This window comes from Nocardioides sp. Z38_18, from assembly GCF_058215695.1.
On sequence record NZ_JBZAJE010000003.1, the window covers coordinates 1 to 17671 of the forward strand.

Sequence of the window (17671 nt, forward strand, 5' to 3'; positions counted from 1 at the left end):
AGGTTGTGGGAGAGTAGGACGTCGCCGGACATATTCTTTCTAAGGGCCGCCCCATCTGGGGCGGCCCTTAGTCATTTTCCAACCAGTTACCATTGAAGCGAACAGTTTTAGTAGGAGAACCCCATGCCCCAGGACCGCAATCCCCGCAAGCCGCGTACGGGTGGTCGTCCGGGCTCCTCGTCGGGCTCGTCCTCCCGCTCCACCGGCTCAGGCCGGGACAAGACCAAGGGCTTCGACCGCGAAGGTCAGCGCAGGGACGCCCCCAAGCGCGACTTCAGCCGTCCCCGCAGCGGCGAGCGCTCCGCGGAGGACCGCAGCGAGAGCCAGGCGAAGTACGACGGCCCGCCGTTGCCCGAGGAGATCACCGGCAAGGAGCTCGACCGGTCCCTGCAGGCGCAGCTCCAGTCGCTTCCCGACAAGCTCGCCCAGCGGGTGGCCCGTCACCTCGTGGCGGCCGGCCAGCTGATCGACTCCGACCCGAAGACCGCCTACCAGCACACCCTGGCTGCCCGCGCCCGCGCGAGCCGGCTGGCGATCGTGCGCGAGGCAGTCGGCGAGGCCGCCTACGCCGCGGGGGAGTACACCGAGGCGCTGGCCGAGCTGCGTGCCGCCAAGCGGATGAACGGTGTCCAGGACTACGTCGCGATGATGGCCGACTGCGAACGAGCCCTGGGCCGTCCGGACCGCGCGCTCGCACTGGTGCGCAACGCACCCAAGGAGAAGCTCTCGCACGCGCTCCTGGCCGAGCTCACCATCGTCGAGGCCGGCGCCAGGCGCGACCGGGGCGAGATCGACGCCGCGCTGCGCACGCTGGAGACCTCGCACATCAACTCCAAGTCCCGTGAGCCCTGGGTCGCCCGGCTGCGCTACGCCTACGCCGACACCCTGATCGAAGCCGGCCGTCCCACCGACGCGCTGGCGTGGTTCCACCGCACCGAGGCCGTCGACGCCGAGGGCATCACCGATGCCGGCGAGCGGGCTGCCGAGCTCGAGAAGAAGCTCGAAGCGGAGTCATGAGCGGTCTCGGCCGCACCAACGAGCCGCTGTCCGCGGCGTACGACGTGGCAGTGCTCGACCTCGACGGGGTGGTGTACCTCGGGGCGGATGCGGTCGAGGGTGCACCGACGGCGCTGAACAAGGCGCAGTCCAACGGGATGCACCTGGCCTTCGTGACCAACAATGCCGCCCGTCCTCCGGGCACGGTGGGGGAGCACCTGCGTGAGCTCGGGGTCGACGCACGCGACGAGGACGTCGTGACCAGCGCCCAGGCCGCGGCACGGCTGCTGTCCAGGCAGCTGCCGGAGGGGAGCAAGGTCTTCCTGATCGGAGCCGAGGGGCTGGAGCAGGCGCTGCGCGAGCGCGGCCTGGTGCCGGTCACCGAGGTCTCCGACGACGTGGCTGCTGTTGTTCAGGGCTACGGCCCCGACATGCCCTGGCGCCGGGTGATGCAGGGCGCGACCCTGGTGCGCTCCGGGCTGCCGTGGGTGGCGAGCAACACCGACATGACCATCCCCACCAGCGCGGGCGTGAGCCCGGGCAACGGTGCCGTGGTGCGCCTGGTGGCCGAGTTCGCCGGCCGGGAACCGCAGGTGGCGGGCAAGCCGATGTCCCCACTGTTCGAGGAGACCCTCACCCGGGTCGGTGGTGAGCGTCCGCTGGTGGTGGGCGACCGCCTCGACACGGACATCGAGGGCGCGGTGACGATGGGCTGGGACAGCCTGCTCGTGCTCACCGGGGTCAGCGGGCTCGAGGAGCTGGTGCGTGCGCGTCCGCAGGAGCGGCCGACCTATGTCTCTCCAGACCTCGGCGCACTGGCCGAGGCGCAGCCGGCGCCGGAGCTGACCGAGGCCGGCGCCACTCTGGGCGGTTGGACCGCCGCCGTCGGCGACGGAGCACTGAGCGTCACGGGCGAGGGCAGCACTGCCGACTGGTGGCGGGTGGTGGCCGCTGCCGCCTGGCGCCATCTCGACGAGGCCGGACAGCCTGTCGTCCTCGATGGCGTCGAGGCTCCCCGGTAGCCTGCCGCCATGAGCGAGTCCTTCGTGAACCCCCTCTTCGGCCGCACGGTGCACGCCGTGAACGACGACGAGGTCCCGGCCGAGGGGACCGGCAACCAGCAGGTCGATGCGGTGGTCGCCTCCCTCGAGTTGCTCGACGAGCTCGACGTGAGCGAGCACGTCGCGGTCTTCGAGCAGGCCCACGAGTCGCTGCGGCGTACGCTCGCCGGCGCCGGGCCCGGCGCCGGGCCCAGCCAGGTGGCCGCCGCGCGGGGCTGACCCGCCCGCCCGTCTTCGCTCCCACGCCTGTGGGCACGTAACCTTGGCTCTTGTGGCAGCCACCGATTACGACTCCGAGATCAAGCAGCTCCAGGCGACGATGAAGACCATCGGTTCGGTCATGGACATCGAGGAGATGCGGCGCGAGATCGCGGACCTCGGCGAGCAGGTCGCGGTCCCGGACCTGTGGAACGACCAGGAGAACGCACAGCGGGTCACCGCTCGGCTCTCGTTCCTCCAGGGCACCCTCGATCGCTACATGTCCCTGCAGGACCGGCTCGAGGACCTCGGCATGATGGCGGAGCTCGCCGCCGAGGAGGGTGACGAGGACGCCGCCGCGGCCAACGAGAAGGAGCTCGCCAAGCTGATCAAGCAGGTCGAGCAGCTCGAGGTCCGCACCCTGCTCTCGGGGGAGTACGACGCCCGCGAGGCCATCATCTCGATCCGGTCCGGCGCCGGTGGCGTCGACGCCGCGGACTTCGCCGAGATGCTGATGCGGATGTACACCCGCTGGGCCGAGCGCAACAACTACCCGGTGGAGGTCTACGACACCTCCTACGCGGAGGAGGCCGGGCTGAAGTCGGCGACGTTCGCGGTGCACGCGCCCTACGCCTACGGCACGCTGAGCGTCGAGGCGGGGACCCACCGGCTGGTGCGGATCAGCCCGTTCGACAACCAGGGCCGCCGCCAGACCAGCTTCGCGGCAGTCGAGGTGGTGCCGGTGCTCGAGCAGACCGACGCGATCGAGATCCCCGACGAGGACGTCCGCGTCGACGTCTACCGCTCCAGCGGCCCCGGCGGCCAGTCGGTGAACACCACTGACTCCGCTGTACGGTTGACCCACATCCCGACCGGCACCGTGGTGTCCTGCCAGAACGAGAAGTCGCAGCTGCAGAACAAGGCCTCGGCGATGGTGATCCTCAAGGCCAAGCTGCTCGTGCTGAAGAAGGCCGAGGAGAAGGCGCACCTCGACGAGCTGCGCGGCGACGTGCAGGCCAGCTGGGGTGACCAGATGCGCAACTACGTGCTGAACCCCTACCAGATGGTCAAGGACCTGCGCACCGACTACGAGTCGGGCAACCCGCAGGCCGTGCTCGACGGGGACATCGACGGCTTCCTCGAGGCCGGCATCCGCTGGCGTATCGGCGCCGAGACCAAGGCCTGACGGGTACGACGGGCCTGAGCCAGGTTCAGCGGCCGACCGCTTTCTCCAGCTCGGCCTTGCTCATCGAGGAGCGTCCCTCGATGTTCTTCTTCTTCGCCTCCTCGTAGAGCTGCGCCTTGGTGCGGCCGCCCGATCCCTTGTGGGAGCGCAGACCACCGCGGCGGCTCGATGAGATGTCGTCGGTCGAGGTCTTGCTCGCCTCCTTGGCCTCGCCGGCCTGGGCGCGCTCCTTGTTGACCGTGCGGGCTGCGATCTGCTCGGCGGTGCCCTCGCTGCGGCCCTGGTCCTCGAGACCCTCCTTGATGTGCTCGAACTGACGCTCCCGCTTGGCGCTCCAGGCCTTCGGCATCGTTGCCTCCTTCGAGTCGGTTGCTCTCCCCACGAGCCCTACCCGATCCGGCGTACGTCAGTCGGGATCTGCGGCGCGGATCGCCCCGAAAAGCGAGCAAAGTCCATTTGTGTCTATTTTGTGGAACTAGTGTGCATCTGGTGTTCCTGCCCGGTGGAGCGCGTCTTGGGAGTGTTGAGGCATCAACTTCCACCACAGGAGAAGCAACCATGAGCACCACCTCGAACACCAAGAACAAGGTCCTCGTCCCGCTGGCCACCCTGCTCGTCGCGGGTGCCGTCGCCGTCGGCTCCGGCGCCAGCTTCACCTCGCAGTCCACCTCCGCAGTGGCGGTGACCTCGGGCACCCTGTCGCAGGAGAACAACCAGGACGGTGGCACGCTCCAGATCTCGAACATCAAGCCCGGTGACGTCCGGACCGGCACCCTGAGCATCGAGAACACCGGCAGCCTCGACGCGACCCTCTCGCTCCAGGAGACCACGTCCTCGTCCACGTTCACCGCCGGAGCCCTGCGGCTCAAGATCACCAAGACCGGCGAGACCACCCCGCTGTTCAACGGCAACTTCGGTGAGCTCGACGCGGCCACCAAGGTCGACCTCGGTGCCCTCGACGTGGGCGCCAGCACGACGGTCAACTTCGAGGTCTCCATGCCTGCCGACGCCGACAACGCCAACCAGGGCAAGTCCGCCGCGGCGTCCTACACCTACGTGACCACCCAGGCGGAAGGCGGCGACAGTGGCCTCCTGAGCTGGGTCAAGAAGCCCTGACCGGGTAGCCGTACGGCCCCTGTGGAGGGGGGCCGGCCGGCGTCCAGCAACGGGCGCCGGCCGGTTCTGCACACACTTCACGACCAGCTCGCCAGCACCTCCACCCAACAGCACCGCCCAACAGCACCACCAGGCCAACAGCACCCACGAGAGGAGGATCCCGATGGAGTTCACACCGCAGGAGCAGCCCGCCAAGGGGCGGCTCGGCCGGATCCTCGTCAACCTCGCGTGTGCGGCCGTCTCGCTCGTCGCGATCGGGTTCATCCTCCCGGCCGCCTTCGGGCTCGAGCGCTACGTCATCGCCGGCGGCTCCATGGCCGGATCCATCAGTCGCGGGTCGGTCGTCTTCGAGGAGGTCGTCCCCGTCTCCGACCTCGTGGTCGGAGACGTGATCACCTACCTGCCTCCTGCCGAGTCCGGCATCACGAACCTCGTCACCCACCGGATCGTCTCCATCGACGGGGACGCCTACCGCACCAAGGGGGACGCCAACCCCAAGAGCGACCCGTGGACCTTCCGGCTCACCGGCGCCTCCCAGCCCCGCGTCGTGGCGCACGTGCCGTACGTCGGCTACGCGCTGCTCGCCCTCCAGGACCCGGACACCCGCAAGCTCGTCATCGGCGGCCCCGCCGCCCTGGTCGCGCTGTTCGCCCTCAAGGACCTCGTGCTCGCCCTGCGTCGTCGCAAGGTCGCCGAGCCCGCCCCCGAGTCCGCCCCCGTGCCCGCCGTGTTCATCCCGGCCCAGGCCGGTCCCGAGTCGGCAGGCCAGGAGCGCGTCTCCAGTCGCGGCCGCCGTACGACGCAGACCGCGTCCGTGAACGAATCCGTGGAGGTGTGATCGCCGTGACGCCCCGCCGCCTGCTGATCCTGGCGCTCGTGCTGCTCCTGGGAGCCGGCGCGGTCGCCGGCGTTCGCGTGTCCGGGGCGACCTACGTCGACGACTCCCGCACGGACACCAGGGTGTCGGCAGCAGAGGACTGGACGCCCCCGCTCGTCTCCATGACCACCCCCGGTGCCTCCGTCTCCGGGAGCGTCCCGCTGAGCGCGACCGCCTCGGACGCCCGTGGTCGCGTGGTCTCGGTCGACATCGCGTACCGCGCCACCGGTGCCGCCTCCTGGGCCACGGTCTGCACCGACACCAGCGCCCCCTGGTCGTGCACCTGGGACACCTCGAACCTCGCGGACGACAGCTATGAGCTGCGTGCGAGCGCCACCGACGACTCCGGCAACACCGGCGTCTCCGCCATCGTGACCACCGAGGTGCTCACCGACCGCGGCTGGGTCAGCCTGCGCAACCCCGGGGAGGTCGTGGCCGGCAGGGTGTCCCTGACGGCCACCTCCACCCTGTGGTTCGCCACGGTCAGCTACGTCTTCGAGTACGCGCCGGCCGGCACCAACGCGTGGACCACCGCGTGCACCACCTCCTCCTACGGCCGGCTCCCCGGCATCTGCACCTGGGACACCTCGGCGCTGTCGGGCAACCACGACCTGCGGGTCCGGGCCTCGGCCACGGACAACGGCTCGGCTGTCTCGGTCGTCCGCGACGTCCTGGTGGACAACGTCGACCCGACCGTGACCCTCACAGTGCCCTCCGGCACGCTGAGCGGAACCATCCGCCTCGAGGCATCCGCGGCCGACGCGCAGTCCGGTCTGAGCAGCGTGGCCATCGCGTCGCGGGCCGTCGGCTCCTCGTGGGTCACCTGCGCGACCAGCGGCCGGGCGCCGGTCACCTGCTCCCTGGACACCACCGAGCTCGTCGACGGCAGCCACGAGTTCCGCGCCGTGGCCACCGACCGCGCCGGCAACCAGACGATCACCGCGACGGTCACCCGCACGGTGACCAACGTCCTCGGCACCGTGACCATCACCAGCCCGTCGCCGGGCGCCACCGTGCGCGGCAGGTCCGTGACGGTCTCGGCCGACGCCACGGCTGTCCGCGGGGTCGCCTCGGTCCGGTTCGAGGTGAAGCCGACCGGCAGCAAGAGCTGGATCCTGCTGTGCACGACCACGGCGGCGCCGTACCGCTGCACCGCGGACTCCACCACCGCCCCGCAGGGCGCCTTCGAGATCCGCGCGGTGCTGACCGACCGGGCGGAGGCGTTCTTCGTCTCGCCGGTCGTGACGGTCACGGTGGACAACACCCCGCCCAGGGCCCACGACGTGCAGGCCAGCAACGGAGGCGTCGTCGGCCGCGCCGACAAGGGGGACCGGGTGGTCCTGACCTTCACCGACCTGGTCGCACCGGGATCGATCCGGCGCGACTGGGACGGCCGGTCAGTGGTGTTCGCGCCCACGCTGCACGACCGGGCCGCGCAGGGATCCGCCAACAGCAGCCGGGACAACCTGGTGCTCACCGGCACCAACCTCGGGTCGGTGTCGTTCACGCAGAACTATCTGAACCCCAACTCCAGGGTCACCTTCAACGGCTCCACGATGGCGGCCTCCACCGCCACCGTGGGTGGCCGGACCGTCACCGTCGTGACGATCACGCTGGGAACCGGCAGCACCACGAAAGGCTTGGTCACCGACAACGGGTCCGCCGCGATGAGCTGGGCGCCCGGTGCCGGGATGCTCAGTCCGGACGGCCTCGCAGCGAGCACTGCGGCGGTCACGGAAACCGGCACGAACGACCGAGATTTCTAGAAATGACCGTTATGCTCAATTGTCATGACGAACCGCGTGCTGGTGGTGGAGGACTCCCCGGACATCGCCTACCCACTCGTGCGCACCCTCCAGCGTGAGGGGTACGCCGTGACCCAGGTGGAGACCGGTGCGGCCGCACTGGAGCACCTGTCCGCGGAGGCCGTCGAGCTGATGATCCTCGACCTCGGGCTGCCCGACATGGACGGTCTCGACGTGTGCCAGCAGGCCAGGGACACCGGGTTCGACGGCGGGATCCTGATCTGCACCGCCCGGGGGCACGAGATGGACCGCGTGGTGGGCCTGGACTTCGGGGCCGACGACTACCTGCCCAAGCCGTTCGGCCTCGCCGAGCTGCACGCCAGGGTCCGCGCCCTGCTGCGGCGTACGGCGCGCGCGGCGGTGACCAGCCCGGCCGCCGCGGCCCCACGAGCTCGCGGCATCACCGTGGACCGCAACGCCCGCCGGGTGCTGGTCTCGGGGGAGGAGATCGCCCTGACCACCAAGGAGTACGACGTCCTGGCGTTGCTCACGCTGAACCCGGGATCGGTGCTCTCGCGCGAGCAGATCATGGCCGAGGTGTGGGACGCGAACTGGTTCGGCTCCACCAAGACCCTCGACGTGACCATCGGCCGGCTGCGGCAGAAGCTCGAGGACGTCCACGCTCCCGAGCGGATCGTGAACGTGCGCGGCGTCGGGTTCCGGCTCGACAGCAGCCCAGGCCCGGGCTCCGGCGATGCGTAACCGGCTCGCCGCCGCCTTCCTGCTGCTCACCCTCCTCGTCCTGGTCCTGTTCACGGCCGTGCGGCTGACCACGCAGCACGATCTGATCCGGGCCCGTGAGGCCGCCCACGTGGACCACGACGCCATCGTGATGGCCCGGGTCCTGGCGGCCGCGCTCGCGGAGGGCAGGGCGCTCGGTGAGGCCGAGGTGGACCAGCTCCTCGGCCCGGAGCAGCAGGTGACCGTGGAGCTGCCCGGGCAGGAGGCGGTCTCCGTGGCCGGCAGCGACTACCGGGGGGGCGGGGAGGACGCCGTACTCGCTCGTGTCCGGAACGGCCAGGTGATGCTCACCCTGCGCCAGGACTCCGACGTGGTGCGCACCGCGTTCCGGGCGAGCGTTCAACCGGTGGTGGCGCTCACCGCCGTCCTCGCCCTGCTGGCCGGTGGCCTGGGGTATCTGCTGTCCGGGGTGTTGTCGCGACCGTTCCGCCGGCTCGCCGTGGCGGCGGCGGCGCTGGGCCGGGGGCGCTCCGACCTGGACCTCCCGACCTCGCGCGTCCCCGAGGTGAAGGCCCTCGCGGAGGCGCTGGGCACCAGTGCGGCCCGGCTGCGACTCGAGGTCAAGCGCGACCAGGAGTTCCTGCAGGACGCCTCCCATCGGTTGCGCACCCCGATGGCCGGGATGCGGCTCGAGCTCGAGGAGCTGCAGCTGGACCGCGACCTGGACCCGGAGGTCCGCTCCACGGTGGACCGCAGCATCCGTGGGCTCGACGACCTCCAGGAGCTGACCACCGGGGTCTTCGCCCTCGCGCGCGCCGCCCGCGGCGGATTCGACCACGTCCAGGTCACCGTGGAGGAGCTGGCCCAGCAGACCGCGAACCAGTGGGCCGCAGCCCTGCGGGACCAGCAGGTGGAGGTCGAGGTGAGGGCCGAGGGCGACCTGGACCACCAGCTGACTCCCGGGCCGTTCGAGCAGGTGCTCGACCTCGCGCTCGCCGACCTCGTCCAGTCCGCGCGGGGCACGGTGCGCCTGTCGTTCACGGCGTCCGGGCAGCAGGTCGCGCTGCACCTGCGCAGCGACGGTCCCGACACCCACAACGGCGTGCCCGGCGCGGGGACCGGACCCGACGGAGACCGGTCCACGCTCCAGTCCGTGGTGGCGATGGTCGAGATGATGGGTGGCAGGAGCACCGGGGACCCAGCCGGCCGCGGGCTCCGGGTCTGGCTACCGCTCTGGTGAGACCCGCACCAGCTGCTTGCCGAAGTTGGCTCCGCTGAGCATGCCCCGGAAGGCACTCGGCGCGGACTCCAGGCCCTCGGCGATGTCCTCGAGGTAGCGCACCGAACCGTCGGCGACCCAGCCCGACATCTCGCGGACGAAGTCCTTGCCGTAGGCGTGGGTGAACTCGTTCTGGATGAAGCCGCGGATGGTCAGGCTCTTGGTCAGCACGAGGTTCATCAGCCACGGCAGCCGGTCTGGGCCCTCGGGCGCGGAGGTGGCGTTGTAGTTCGCGACGAGCCCGCAGACCGGCACCCGGCCGTAGAGGTTCATCCGCTTGAAGACCTCCCGTGCGACCGGCCCTCCGACGTTCTCGAAGTAGACGTCGATGCCATCGGGCACAGCGGCCAACAGGTCGTCGGCGAACGTGGGGGAGCGGTGGTCGAGCGCCACGTCGAACCCGAACTCGTCGAGCAGCGCCTGCCGCTTCTTCTCACCGCCCGCGATGCCGACAGCCCGGGCGCCCTTCACCTTGGCGATCTGGCCCACGGCCGACCCCACCGGCCCGGTCGCGGCCGCGACCACGACGGTCTCGCCCGGCTTCGGCTTGCCGATCTCCAGCAGGCCGGCGTACGCCGTGAACCCGGGCATGCCGAGGACCCCGAGGGCCGTGGAGACCGGCGCCACCGACGGGTCGAGGCGGCGCATGCCGCGCCCGTCGCTGATGACGTGGGTCTGCCAGCCGGAGTAGGTCAGCGCGAACTCCCCGGCCTTCCAGTCGTGGTTGCGGGACTCCTCGACGACGCAGACGGTGCCGCCGACCATGACCTGTCCGATCTCGACCGGGTCGGCGTACGACGGGGCGTCGCTGAGGCGACCACGCATGTAGGGGTCGAGCGAGAGGTAGACGACGCGGAGCAGGACCTGGCCGTCCTCGAGCGGGGGCAGCTCGTGCTCCACGAAGTCGAACGTGTCGTCACCCGGCTCCCCGTGGGGGCGACGGGCGAGACGGACCTGGGTGGAGACGGTCATGGGACTCCTCGGGAGAGCGTGCAGGGACCTGCCCAGCATGCCCTCCCCGGGGAGAAAGTGCCTCAGCGGGAGCCGAGAACGGCCTTCTCCGCATTGACCAGCCCGTAGCCGTCGACGGGGGAGAAGCCCGCGCCGAGGCGGTTGGACATCATCCCGCGGAAGGTGGTGCCGTCGGTGCGCTTGGCGACGAAGGTGAGGCCCGAGGTGTTCGCGTAGCCGCCGGGGAGGAACACCGCCCCGCCGAGCTCGTCGGCGCCGTTGCCCTCGTTCGAGCCGCCGTACCCGGAGATGGCCAGGTCGCGGTCGACGCCGAACTTCAGCCCGGCACCCTTCTTGAGCCCGGACTTGAAGGTGAGCGTCATGTGGCGGAACTGGCCCTTGGCGGACTCCCCGCCGCCCGGCACCGCGTAGGAGGCGGACACCGCCGAGCTCGAGAGCCCGCCCGAGACCTCGCCGACCTTGAACGGGAAGCCGTCCTCGCGGAACGGGAACACCCCGTCGAAGGGACGCGGGTCGAACACGATCCCGTCCGAGCCACCGGGGTAGCGCTTGCCCAGGGCGGTCGGGCTGGCGGTCTCGCCGTAGAGCGAGAGCGACTTCAGGGGCACCTTCCCGTCGTACTTCACGGTGAAGAACCTCGGGTCGGTCATCGACCCGGGCACCTCCCACGACTCGGAACCCTGAGCGCCGTTGGCGGTGATGGACAGCCCTTGCGAGGCGCCCCGGGAGACCATGGGGTCGAGGTCATGGGCGTAGGTGGAGCCCTGCAGCCGGCTGCGCAGCTTGGCCGGGGTCAGCGACTTGCCTCCGCCGGCCTTCTGCAGCACCAGGGCAGCGATCCCCGCGACGTGGGGTGCCGCAGCGCTGGTCCCGAGGAAGTTCGGCAGGTCGTCGGCGTCGCGGTCCTCGTCGATGGCGAAGAACGTGGTGTTGCCCCGGTCGGCTCCGGCGACGTGGGGCACCCGGCGCACCTGCGGGGTGCGGAACCGGTTGCCGTCGGTGTCGAAGTAGACCGGCAGGTCGCCGCCGGGCGAGGTGTAGGGCTGGGGCAGGAACGGCCGGAAGTGGTCGTACGCCGCCACGGCGGTCGCGCCCTTGGCCAGGGTCTGGCCGTAGAACGCCGGCGACAGCGGGTCGGAGTACTCGGTGAAGTAGAGCTCTCCGGAGAGCACGTTGCGCAGCCGGGTGGCGCCCAGCCGGCCGGTCCCGTGCCGGGCCACGACCATCTGCACCTCGGGCTCGCCGCCGATCGCCGCGATCTCGAACGGCCGCCCGGTGTAGGTGTTCAGGTCCGCGGAGGCACCGAGGTAGGCACCGTCACGGTCGAAGAACAGGACGTTGAAGTCCGAGGTGACCTTCGAGAGCGCGGTGATCGGCCGGACGTCGACCGAGACGCGGCCGGTGTCGCCCTCGAAGCCCGAGACCGCGATCGTGTAGGTGCCCTTCTGGGTCAGCGTGGTGGCCAGGACCTCGGGCGAGGTGTCGGTGTCCACGATGCCGAGCTCGGTGCCGTCGGGGGCGTAGACGGCCAGCACCAGGTCGGTGGACCCGGAGGGGATCGCGTCGGTGCGGATCTGTACCAGCTTGCCGAGCTGGGCGGCAGTGGGCTTGAACCGGAACACGGCTTCGGGGCTGCTGTCGGTGATGGCACCGGTCTTCTCGAAGAAGGGTGCTCCCAGGGTGGACCCGTCGGCGTCGACCGGGTCGTCCCACTGCAGGCCGATCTGGCCGCCGTTCTCTCCCATGGTGAGGTTCTGGGCCACGTCGGTGCCGGGCCCGGGGTCGAGGTCCTGGAGCCCGCCGTCGTAGAGCGCCGGGTCGACCTCGCTGAAGTCCAGGTTGGCGCCCTTCAGGGCCGACTTCGCCGGCAGCAGCCGGACGGGGGAGTTCCACGACTGCTGGATGCCGTTGTTGCCGGCGGCGGTGATGTAGTGGACGCCCTTGGCGGCGACCTCGTCGATCGCGTCCGAGATGGGGTTGTCGCTGAACATCGCCGTGTCGTCGTATCCGATGTCGTCCACGATCACGTCGGCGCGGCAGGGTCCCTTCTTGTCGGCCAGGGCGCGGATCTTGTCGGCGAAGTCGTACTGGCCGAGGACGGCGGTGCCGAAGCACAGCTTGGCGTCGGGCGCGACGTCGTGGACGATCTGGAGCATCGCCCGGCCCTCGTCGGTGCCACCCCAGCCTTCCGGCAGGTCGTCGAGCACGACCACGGGGTTGGGGTTGCGCTTGTTGCCGCGGCCGGGCAGGTCACCGGACTTGACGTCCTGGGCGGCGTGGATCTCCAACGGCTCGCCCGTGGGGGTGGTGTCGGCGCTGTCGAAGGAGTCGGACAGGGCGGCAACCGTGATGCCCTTGCCCCCGACGCCCTTGGCGTGGACCTTGTCTGCTCGCTGCAGGGCGACACCGCCACCGGTGACGCGCCCCGCCCGGGTCTTCGGCTTCAGGGCCTGGGCGATCGTGCCGAGGTCGGGCAGTGCCGCGAGGGCGCGCACGTCACCGAGCGCTACGAACCCGCTGAGGGTCCCGCGCTTCTGGTCCGCCGACCTGACGACGAGGCCGAGCTTCTCCGCCTGCTTGCGGAAAGCGGCGCGGTCGACTCCGGAGCGAGGGGTGACGTCGACGAGCACCCGGCCCTGGTCGTCCCGGACGGTCAGCGACTCCTGGTCCATCCGGAAGCCGCCCTGGCGCTTCATCGAGGGTCGCTCCGACTGTGCGAGCAGTCGCCCGAGGCCGTTGCCCAGGGTGGCGTCCACGGAGGTCGAACCGGCGACGGCCGGGACAGGAGCGGCCGCGTTGCTCACCGTTGCCGGGACCAGGGAGGCACCCCCGGCAGCCACCGTCAACGCGAGCAGGCCGGTGGCCCACTGTCGTCGTGTCATCACGAACACCCTTCGCCGAGCCGGCACCCCACCGGCGCCGCATGCCCCGGAGGGTAGGTGCAACAGGCCCGACCGAGGCGCAGACATACCGCACTCCCGGCAGATGACTGGAGGCCGCGGGGGCGACGGGCCGACGAAACCAGCATCCGCATCCGCGTGCGGCGGCTCACCTATGCTCGATCTCCGGACCGGACGCGTCGTGTCGCGTGCACTTCCCATCCCCGAAACCGGCCCCCCCACACCTGTGATCAGATTCGAGAACGTCTCCGCGACCTACCCCGGCCACGCCAAGCCGGCGCTGATCGACGTGACCGCCGACATCGACGCGGGAGAGTTCGTCTTCCTCGTCGGCGCCTCGGGCTCGGGCAAGTCCACCTTCCTGCGGCTCGTGCTGCGTGAGACCCGGGCGACCCAGGGCAAGGTCTTCGTCATCGACAAGGAGCTCAACCGGCTCCGCAACTTCCGGGTGCCGGCCGTACGCCGGCAGATCGGCACGGTCTTCCAGGACTTCCGGCTGCTGCCGAACAAGACCGTCTCGGAGAACGTCGCCTTCGCTCTGCAGGTCATCGGCAAGCCGCGGTCCCACATCAAGGAGGTCGTGCCCGAGACGCTGGAGCTCGTCGGCCTCCAGGGCAAGGGGAGCCGGATGCCCGACGAGCTCTCGGGCGGCGAGCAGCAGCGGGTCGCGATCGCGCGTGCCTTCGTGAACAAGCCGAAGATCCTGATCGCCGACGAGCCCACCGGCAACCTGGACCCGACCACCAGCGTCGGCATCATGAAGCTCCTGGACCGGATCAACCGGACCGGCACCACCGTTGTCATGGCCACCCACGACGCCGGCCTCGTCGACCAGATGCGCAAGCGCGTCATCGAGCTGGCGGACGGTCGCGTCGTACGCGACCAGTCCCGCGGCGTCTACGGCTACCAGCACTGAAGGGCTGATCTCCACATGCAGTTGAGGTACGTCTTCTCGGAGACCCGTTCGGGGCTCAAGCGCAACCTCTCGATGTCGATCGCGCTGATCGTGACGATCTTCGTCTCGCTCACGCTGGTGGGCATGGGCCTGCTGCTGAACTCGCAGGCCGACAAGGCGGAGCGGTTCTGGGGCGACAAGCTCCAGATCACTGCGTTCATGTGCAACCAGAACAGCAAGGCGGAGAACTGTGCCGGGGAGGTCTCCGAGGAGCAGCTCGCCGCCATCAAGGGCGTGATCAAGGAGAACCCCGAGGTCGCCTCCTTCTACTACCAGAGCAAGGACCAGGCGTTCGAGACCTGGAAGAAGGTCTACGTCTCCAAGGACAAGAGCGAGCAGGAGATCTACTCCACGGTGACCGCTGCCGACATGCAGCAGTCCTACTGGATCAAGCTCAAGGACCCCAACCAGTTCCGCAGCATCGAGCAACAGCTCTCCGAGACCGCCGGCGTGGCCGCGGTCCGCGACCTGCGTGAGGTGCTCAAGCCGATCTACTTCTGGATCGAGGTGATGAAGTGGGGCGCGATCGCCGTGGCGGCGTTCCTGCTCGTCGCCGCGATCCTCCAGGTGGCCAACACGATCCGGCTGGCCGCGTTCGCGCGGCGCAGGGAGATCGCGATCATGCGGCTGGTGGGCGCCTCCACCCTCTACATCTCGCTGCCGTTCCTGATGGAGACGCTGGTGGCCGCCCTGGTCGGCATCGCCCTCGCTGCCGGGGCGCTGCTGGCGTTCATGTACTTCGTGATCTACGGCCGGTTGCGGCCCGCGTCGAACATCGTGGAGTGGGTCGACTGGGGAGATGCGTACCTGGCCGTGGGCGGGATCGCCGTGCTCGGCGTACTCCTGACGCTGGTTCCGACACTCGTGATGACCCGCAAATACCTCAAAGTGTGAGCTCGGTCAGTTAGCGTCAAACCGTCCACCTTCCCCGTTCATTGGACAACTTCCAGGTGCGTTCTCTTCCCCGACACACGCGCCTGCGGGTCCTGGCCGCGTCTGCGGCCATGGTCCTGGCAGGCGGCATGGTCGTCCCGCAAGCCGCGGCCGACGACCTGCGCGACCGGCAACGTGAGGCACGCGGCGCGGTGAAGCACGCCGCTGGTGACCTGCACGAGTCGAGCAAGGCGCTCGCGGCGGCCGCTCGCCAGCTGCAGCAGGCCCGCGCCGCCCTCAGCGCTGCCCAGCGCCGGCTCGTCAACGCCCAGAACGGCGTCGCCGCCGCCGCCCGGCTCGACGCCCAGATGCAGCAGCGCCTGCAGGCCGCCGAGCGCCAGCTCGCCGTCGCCCGCGCCGCGCTGGAGGAGGCCCGCGAGCGGGTGGTCGAGCAGCGTGCGGCGATCGGGAGGCTCGCGGCCAGCAACTACGCCAACGGCGATCCCAAGCTGATGGGTCTCTCGGTGATGCTCAACTCGCAGGATCCCGAGGAGCTCACCAGCCAGATGAACACCGTGGACGCGCTGATGGACAAGCAGACCACGCTCCTCGCCCAGCTCCGGGAGGCGCGGGAGCGGATGGTCGCCGAGGAGGCGAAGGTCGAGAAGGCCAAGACCGCGGTGGCGGCGCAGCGCAAGGCCGCGCGCGAGAACCTGGTCAACAAGCAGGGGCTCGAGCGCACGGCGGCCACGGCGCGCGCCGAGGTGGCGACCCTGGTGGCGCGCGGCCGTGCGGCCGAGGCGCAGGCCGCCCGGGCGCGCAGGGCTGACGAGGCCCAGCTGCGGGCAGCCAAGGCGCAGGAGGAGCGCATCCGCCGGCTGATCATCGAGCGTGCCGCGCGGCAGCGAGGCGGGTTCCAGGGCAGCACCGGTGGCTTCCTCTACCGGCCGGTGCCTGGGGCGATCACCTCGCCGTACGGCTATCGCACGCACCCGATCTACAGCTACTACAGCCTCCACGACGGCACCGACTTCAGCGCGCCGTGCGGTACGGCGACCCGGGCCGCGGGCGCGGGCACGGTGATCTCGCGCGTCTACTCCGACGTCTACGGCAACCGGCTCTACCTCGACCTGGGCCGGGTCAACGGCAAGAACATGACCGTGGTCTACAACCACCTCAGCTCCTACAGCGCCTCCACGGGGGAGCGGGTCTCGCGCGGCGAGGTGATCGGCTCCTCCGGCAGCACCGGCTGGTCGACCGGCTGCCACCTGCACTTCTCGGTGCTGCTCGACGGGAACCCTGTGAACCCGATGAACTACCTCTGAGGGCCGCGGCAGCAGTTCCTGAGAGGATGGCCGCATGGTCAAGGAGAAGGGGCAGAAGCTCGTCGCGCAGAACCGGAAGGCACGCTACGACTTCCACATCGACGACACCTTCGAGGCCGGGCTCGTGCTGGTGGGAACCGAGGTCAAGTCGCTGCGCGCCGGCCGCGCCAGCCTGGTCGACGGGTTCGCGGAGGTCGACGACGGGGAGGTCTTCCTGCACGGCGTGCACATCCCGGAGTACACCCTGGGCACGTGGACGAACCACGAGCCCCGCCGGGTGCGCAAGCTGCTGCTGAACCGCCACGAGATCGACAAGCTGGAAGGCAAGGTCAAGGAGAAGGGCTTCACCCTGATCCCGCTCTCGCTCTACTTCAAGGACGGCCGGGCCAAGGTCGAGCTCGCGCTGGCGCGCGGCAAGAAGAACTACGACAAGCGGCACGCGCTGGCCGAGAAGCAGGCCGACCGCGAGAAGCAGCAGGCCCTGGGCAGGCAGCTCAAGGGCATCGAGTGAGCTCGGTCGCACCGCCCCCTTCGGCGGTCGAGCCTGTCGAGCCCGTCGAGGCCACGCGCGCCTTCTGGCGCGACCTCGGCCTCCCGGGCCTCTTCGACGTCCACGTGCACTTCCTGCCGCCCAACGTGCAGGCCAAGGTCTACGCGCAGTTCGACCAGGCCGGTCCGAAGATCGGGCGCGAGTGGCCGATCCGCTACCGCGACAGCCACGAGGAGCGGGTCGAGCTGCTCCGCGCGTTCGGCGTACGACGCTTCTCGGCGCTGCCCTACGCGCACCGCCCGGGCATCGCGACCTACCTCAACGACTGGGCCCGCGACTTCGCCGCGCGCGTGCCCGAGTGCCTGTGGTCGGCGACGTTCTACCCCGAGCCCGACGCGGCGGCGTACGTCTCGGAGCTGCTCGAGGGCGGCGTCGAGGTGTTCAAGCTGCACACCCAGGTGGGGGAGTTCCGTCTCGACGACCCGCTGCTGGACCAGGCGTTCGGCCTGATCGAGGACGCCGGTGTCCCCACCGTCATCCACGTCGGCTCGGGGCCGGTGCCCAACGAGTACACCGGACCGCAGTTCCTCGAACGACTGCTCCGCAGGCACCCGCGACTCACCGCGGTGGTGGCCCACATGGGGGCGCCGGAGTACGCCGAGTTCCTCGGTCTCGCGGAGACCTACGAGAACACTCGGCTCGACACCACGATGGTGTTCACCGACTTCTTCGACGCCGATGCGCCGTACCCCGACGACCTGCTGCCTCGCCTGGCCGACCTCGGTGACCGGGTGCTGCTGGGCAGCGACTTCCCGACGATCCCCTATCCGTTCCTCGAGCAGCTCGAGGGTCTGCGGCGGGTCAGCGAACGACACCCGGCGCTGGGCGAGGACTGGCTGCGCCGCGTGTGCTGGCACAACGGCGTGGAGCTGTTCGAGCGCCGAGCCTGACCGGGGC

At 70.2% G+C, this 17671-nt stretch carries 17 protein-coding genes; 14 read left to right on the top strand and 3 right to left on the bottom strand.

Going from position 1 to position 17671, the window contains the following annotated elements:
- Window positions 1-123 precede the first annotated feature (123 nt).
- Genes AC4BGC_RS19355 through prfB form a run of 4 tightly spaced genes read left to right on the top strand, consistent with a single transcriptional unit; the run spans window position 124 to window position 3441 of the window.
- On the top strand, window positions 124-1017 hold the full coding sequence (locus AC4BGC_RS19355; RefSeq protein ID WP_490557234.1) for a tetratricopeptide repeat protein: 894 nt from the start codon (window positions 124-126) through the stop codon (window positions 1015-1017).
- Window positions 1014-2018, top strand: a complete 1005-nt coding sequence (locus AC4BGC_RS19360) for an HAD-IIA family hydrolase (RefSeq protein ID WP_490557235.1) — start codon at window positions 1014-1016, stop codon at window positions 2016-2018. Before AC4BGC_RS19355 ends, AC4BGC_RS19360 begins: the two co-directional genes overlap by 4 nt.
- A 9-nt stretch (window positions 2019-2027) precedes the next feature.
- On the top strand, window positions 2028-2276 hold the full coding sequence (locus AC4BGC_RS19365) for a hypothetical protein (RefSeq protein WP_490557236.1): 249 nt from the start codon (window positions 2028-2030) through the stop codon (window positions 2274-2276).
- 52 nt (window positions 2277-2328) lie between these two features.
- Window positions 2329-3441 (top strand): peptide chain release factor 2, encoded by a 1113-nt coding sequence (gene prfB / locus AC4BGC_RS19370; protein WP_490557237.1) that lies wholly within the window; start codon window positions 2329-2331, stop codon window positions 3439-3441.
- A gap of 25 nt (window positions 3442-3466) precedes the next feature.
- Here prfB and AC4BGC_RS19375 read toward each other — a convergent pair whose 3' ends face one another.
- On the bottom strand, window positions 3467-3790 hold the full coding sequence (locus tag AC4BGC_RS19375; protein ID WP_490557238.1) for a plasmid stabilization protein: 324 nt from the start codon (window positions 3788-3790) through the stop codon (window positions 3467-3469).
- A 209-nt stretch (window positions 3791-3999) separates the two neighbouring features.
- Between AC4BGC_RS19375 and AC4BGC_RS19380 the strand changes: the two genes are divergently transcribed.
- From AC4BGC_RS19380 to AC4BGC_RS19400, 5 genes are all read left to right on the top strand, one after another.
- On the top strand, window positions 4000-4557 hold the full coding sequence (locus AC4BGC_RS19380; protein ID WP_490557239.1) for a TasA family protein: 558 nt from the start codon (window positions 4000-4002) through the stop codon (window positions 4555-4557).
- Window positions 4558-4720: 163 nt separating this feature from the next.
- Window positions 4721-5395 carry a signal peptidase I gene (locus AC4BGC_RS19385; RefSeq protein WP_490557240.1) on the top strand — a complete coding sequence of 225 codons (675 nt, stop codon included), beginning with the start codon at window positions 4721-4723 and terminating at the stop codon, window positions 5393-5395.
- A 5-nt stretch (window positions 5396-5400) separates the two neighbouring features.
- Window positions 5401-7200 (top strand): Ig-like domain-containing protein, encoded by a 1800-nt coding sequence (locus AC4BGC_RS19390; protein WP_490557241.1) that lies wholly within the window; start codon window positions 5401-5403, stop codon window positions 7198-7200.
- A gap of 24 nt (window positions 7201-7224) precedes the next feature.
- Window positions 7225-7941 (top strand): response regulator transcription factor, encoded by a 717-nt coding sequence (locus tag AC4BGC_RS19395; protein ID WP_490548478.1) that lies wholly within the window; start codon window positions 7225-7227, stop codon window positions 7939-7941.
- Entirely contained in the window at window positions 7934-9160 is a 1227-nt protein-coding gene (locus AC4BGC_RS19400; protein ID WP_490557242.1) for a sensor histidine kinase, read from the top strand. Before AC4BGC_RS19395 ends, AC4BGC_RS19400 begins: the two co-directional genes overlap by 8 nt.
- Here AC4BGC_RS19400 and AC4BGC_RS19405 read toward each other — a convergent pair.
- Both AC4BGC_RS19405 and AC4BGC_RS19410 read right to left on the bottom strand, forming a co-directional pair.
- Complete coding sequence (locus tag AC4BGC_RS19405; protein ID WP_490557243.1) at window positions 9146-10171, bottom strand: NADP-dependent oxidoreductase; 1026 nt, start codon at window positions 10169-10171, stop codon at window positions 9146-9148. The genes AC4BGC_RS19400 and AC4BGC_RS19405 overlap by 15 nt on opposite strands.
- Window positions 10172-10233: 62 nt before the next feature.
- Entirely contained in the window at window positions 10234-13053 is a 2820-nt protein-coding gene (locus AC4BGC_RS19410; protein ID WP_490557244.1) for a S8 family serine peptidase, read from the bottom strand.
- 244 nt (window positions 13054-13297) lie between these two features.
- Between AC4BGC_RS19410 and ftsE the strand changes: the two genes are divergently transcribed.
- The 5 genes from ftsE (at window position 13298) to AC4BGC_RS19435 (ending at window position 17664) form a co-directional block, all read left to right on the top strand.
- Window positions 13298-13987 carry a cell division ATP-binding protein FtsE gene (gene ftsE / locus AC4BGC_RS19415; protein WP_490548482.1) on the top strand — a complete coding sequence of 230 codons (690 nt, stop codon included), beginning with the start codon at window positions 13298-13300 and terminating at the stop codon, window positions 13985-13987.
- Between the two features lie 15 nt (window positions 13988-14002).
- Window positions 14003-14920, top strand: a complete 918-nt coding sequence (gene ftsX / locus AC4BGC_RS19420) for a permease-like cell division protein FtsX (protein ID WP_490557245.1) — start codon at window positions 14003-14005, stop codon at window positions 14918-14920.
- A 128-nt stretch (window positions 14921-15048) separates the two neighbouring features.
- Window positions 15049-16224 (top strand): M23 family metallopeptidase, encoded by a 1176-nt coding sequence (locus AC4BGC_RS19425; RefSeq protein WP_490557247.1) that lies wholly within the window; start codon window positions 15049-15051, stop codon window positions 16222-16224.
- 34 nt (window positions 16225-16258) lie between these two features.
- Window positions 16259-16735: an SsrA-binding protein SmpB gene (gene smpB, locus AC4BGC_RS19430; RefSeq protein WP_490548485.1), complete on the top strand. Its 477-nt coding sequence runs from the start codon at window positions 16259-16261 to the stop codon at window positions 16733-16735.
- Window positions 16732-17664, top strand: coding sequence for an amidohydrolase family protein (locus AC4BGC_RS19435; protein WP_490557249.1), 933 nt, complete (start codon window positions 16732-16734; stop codon window positions 17662-17664). Before smpB ends, AC4BGC_RS19435 begins: the two co-directional genes overlap by 4 nt.
- The last annotated feature ends 7 nt before the right edge of the window (window positions 17665-17671 follow it).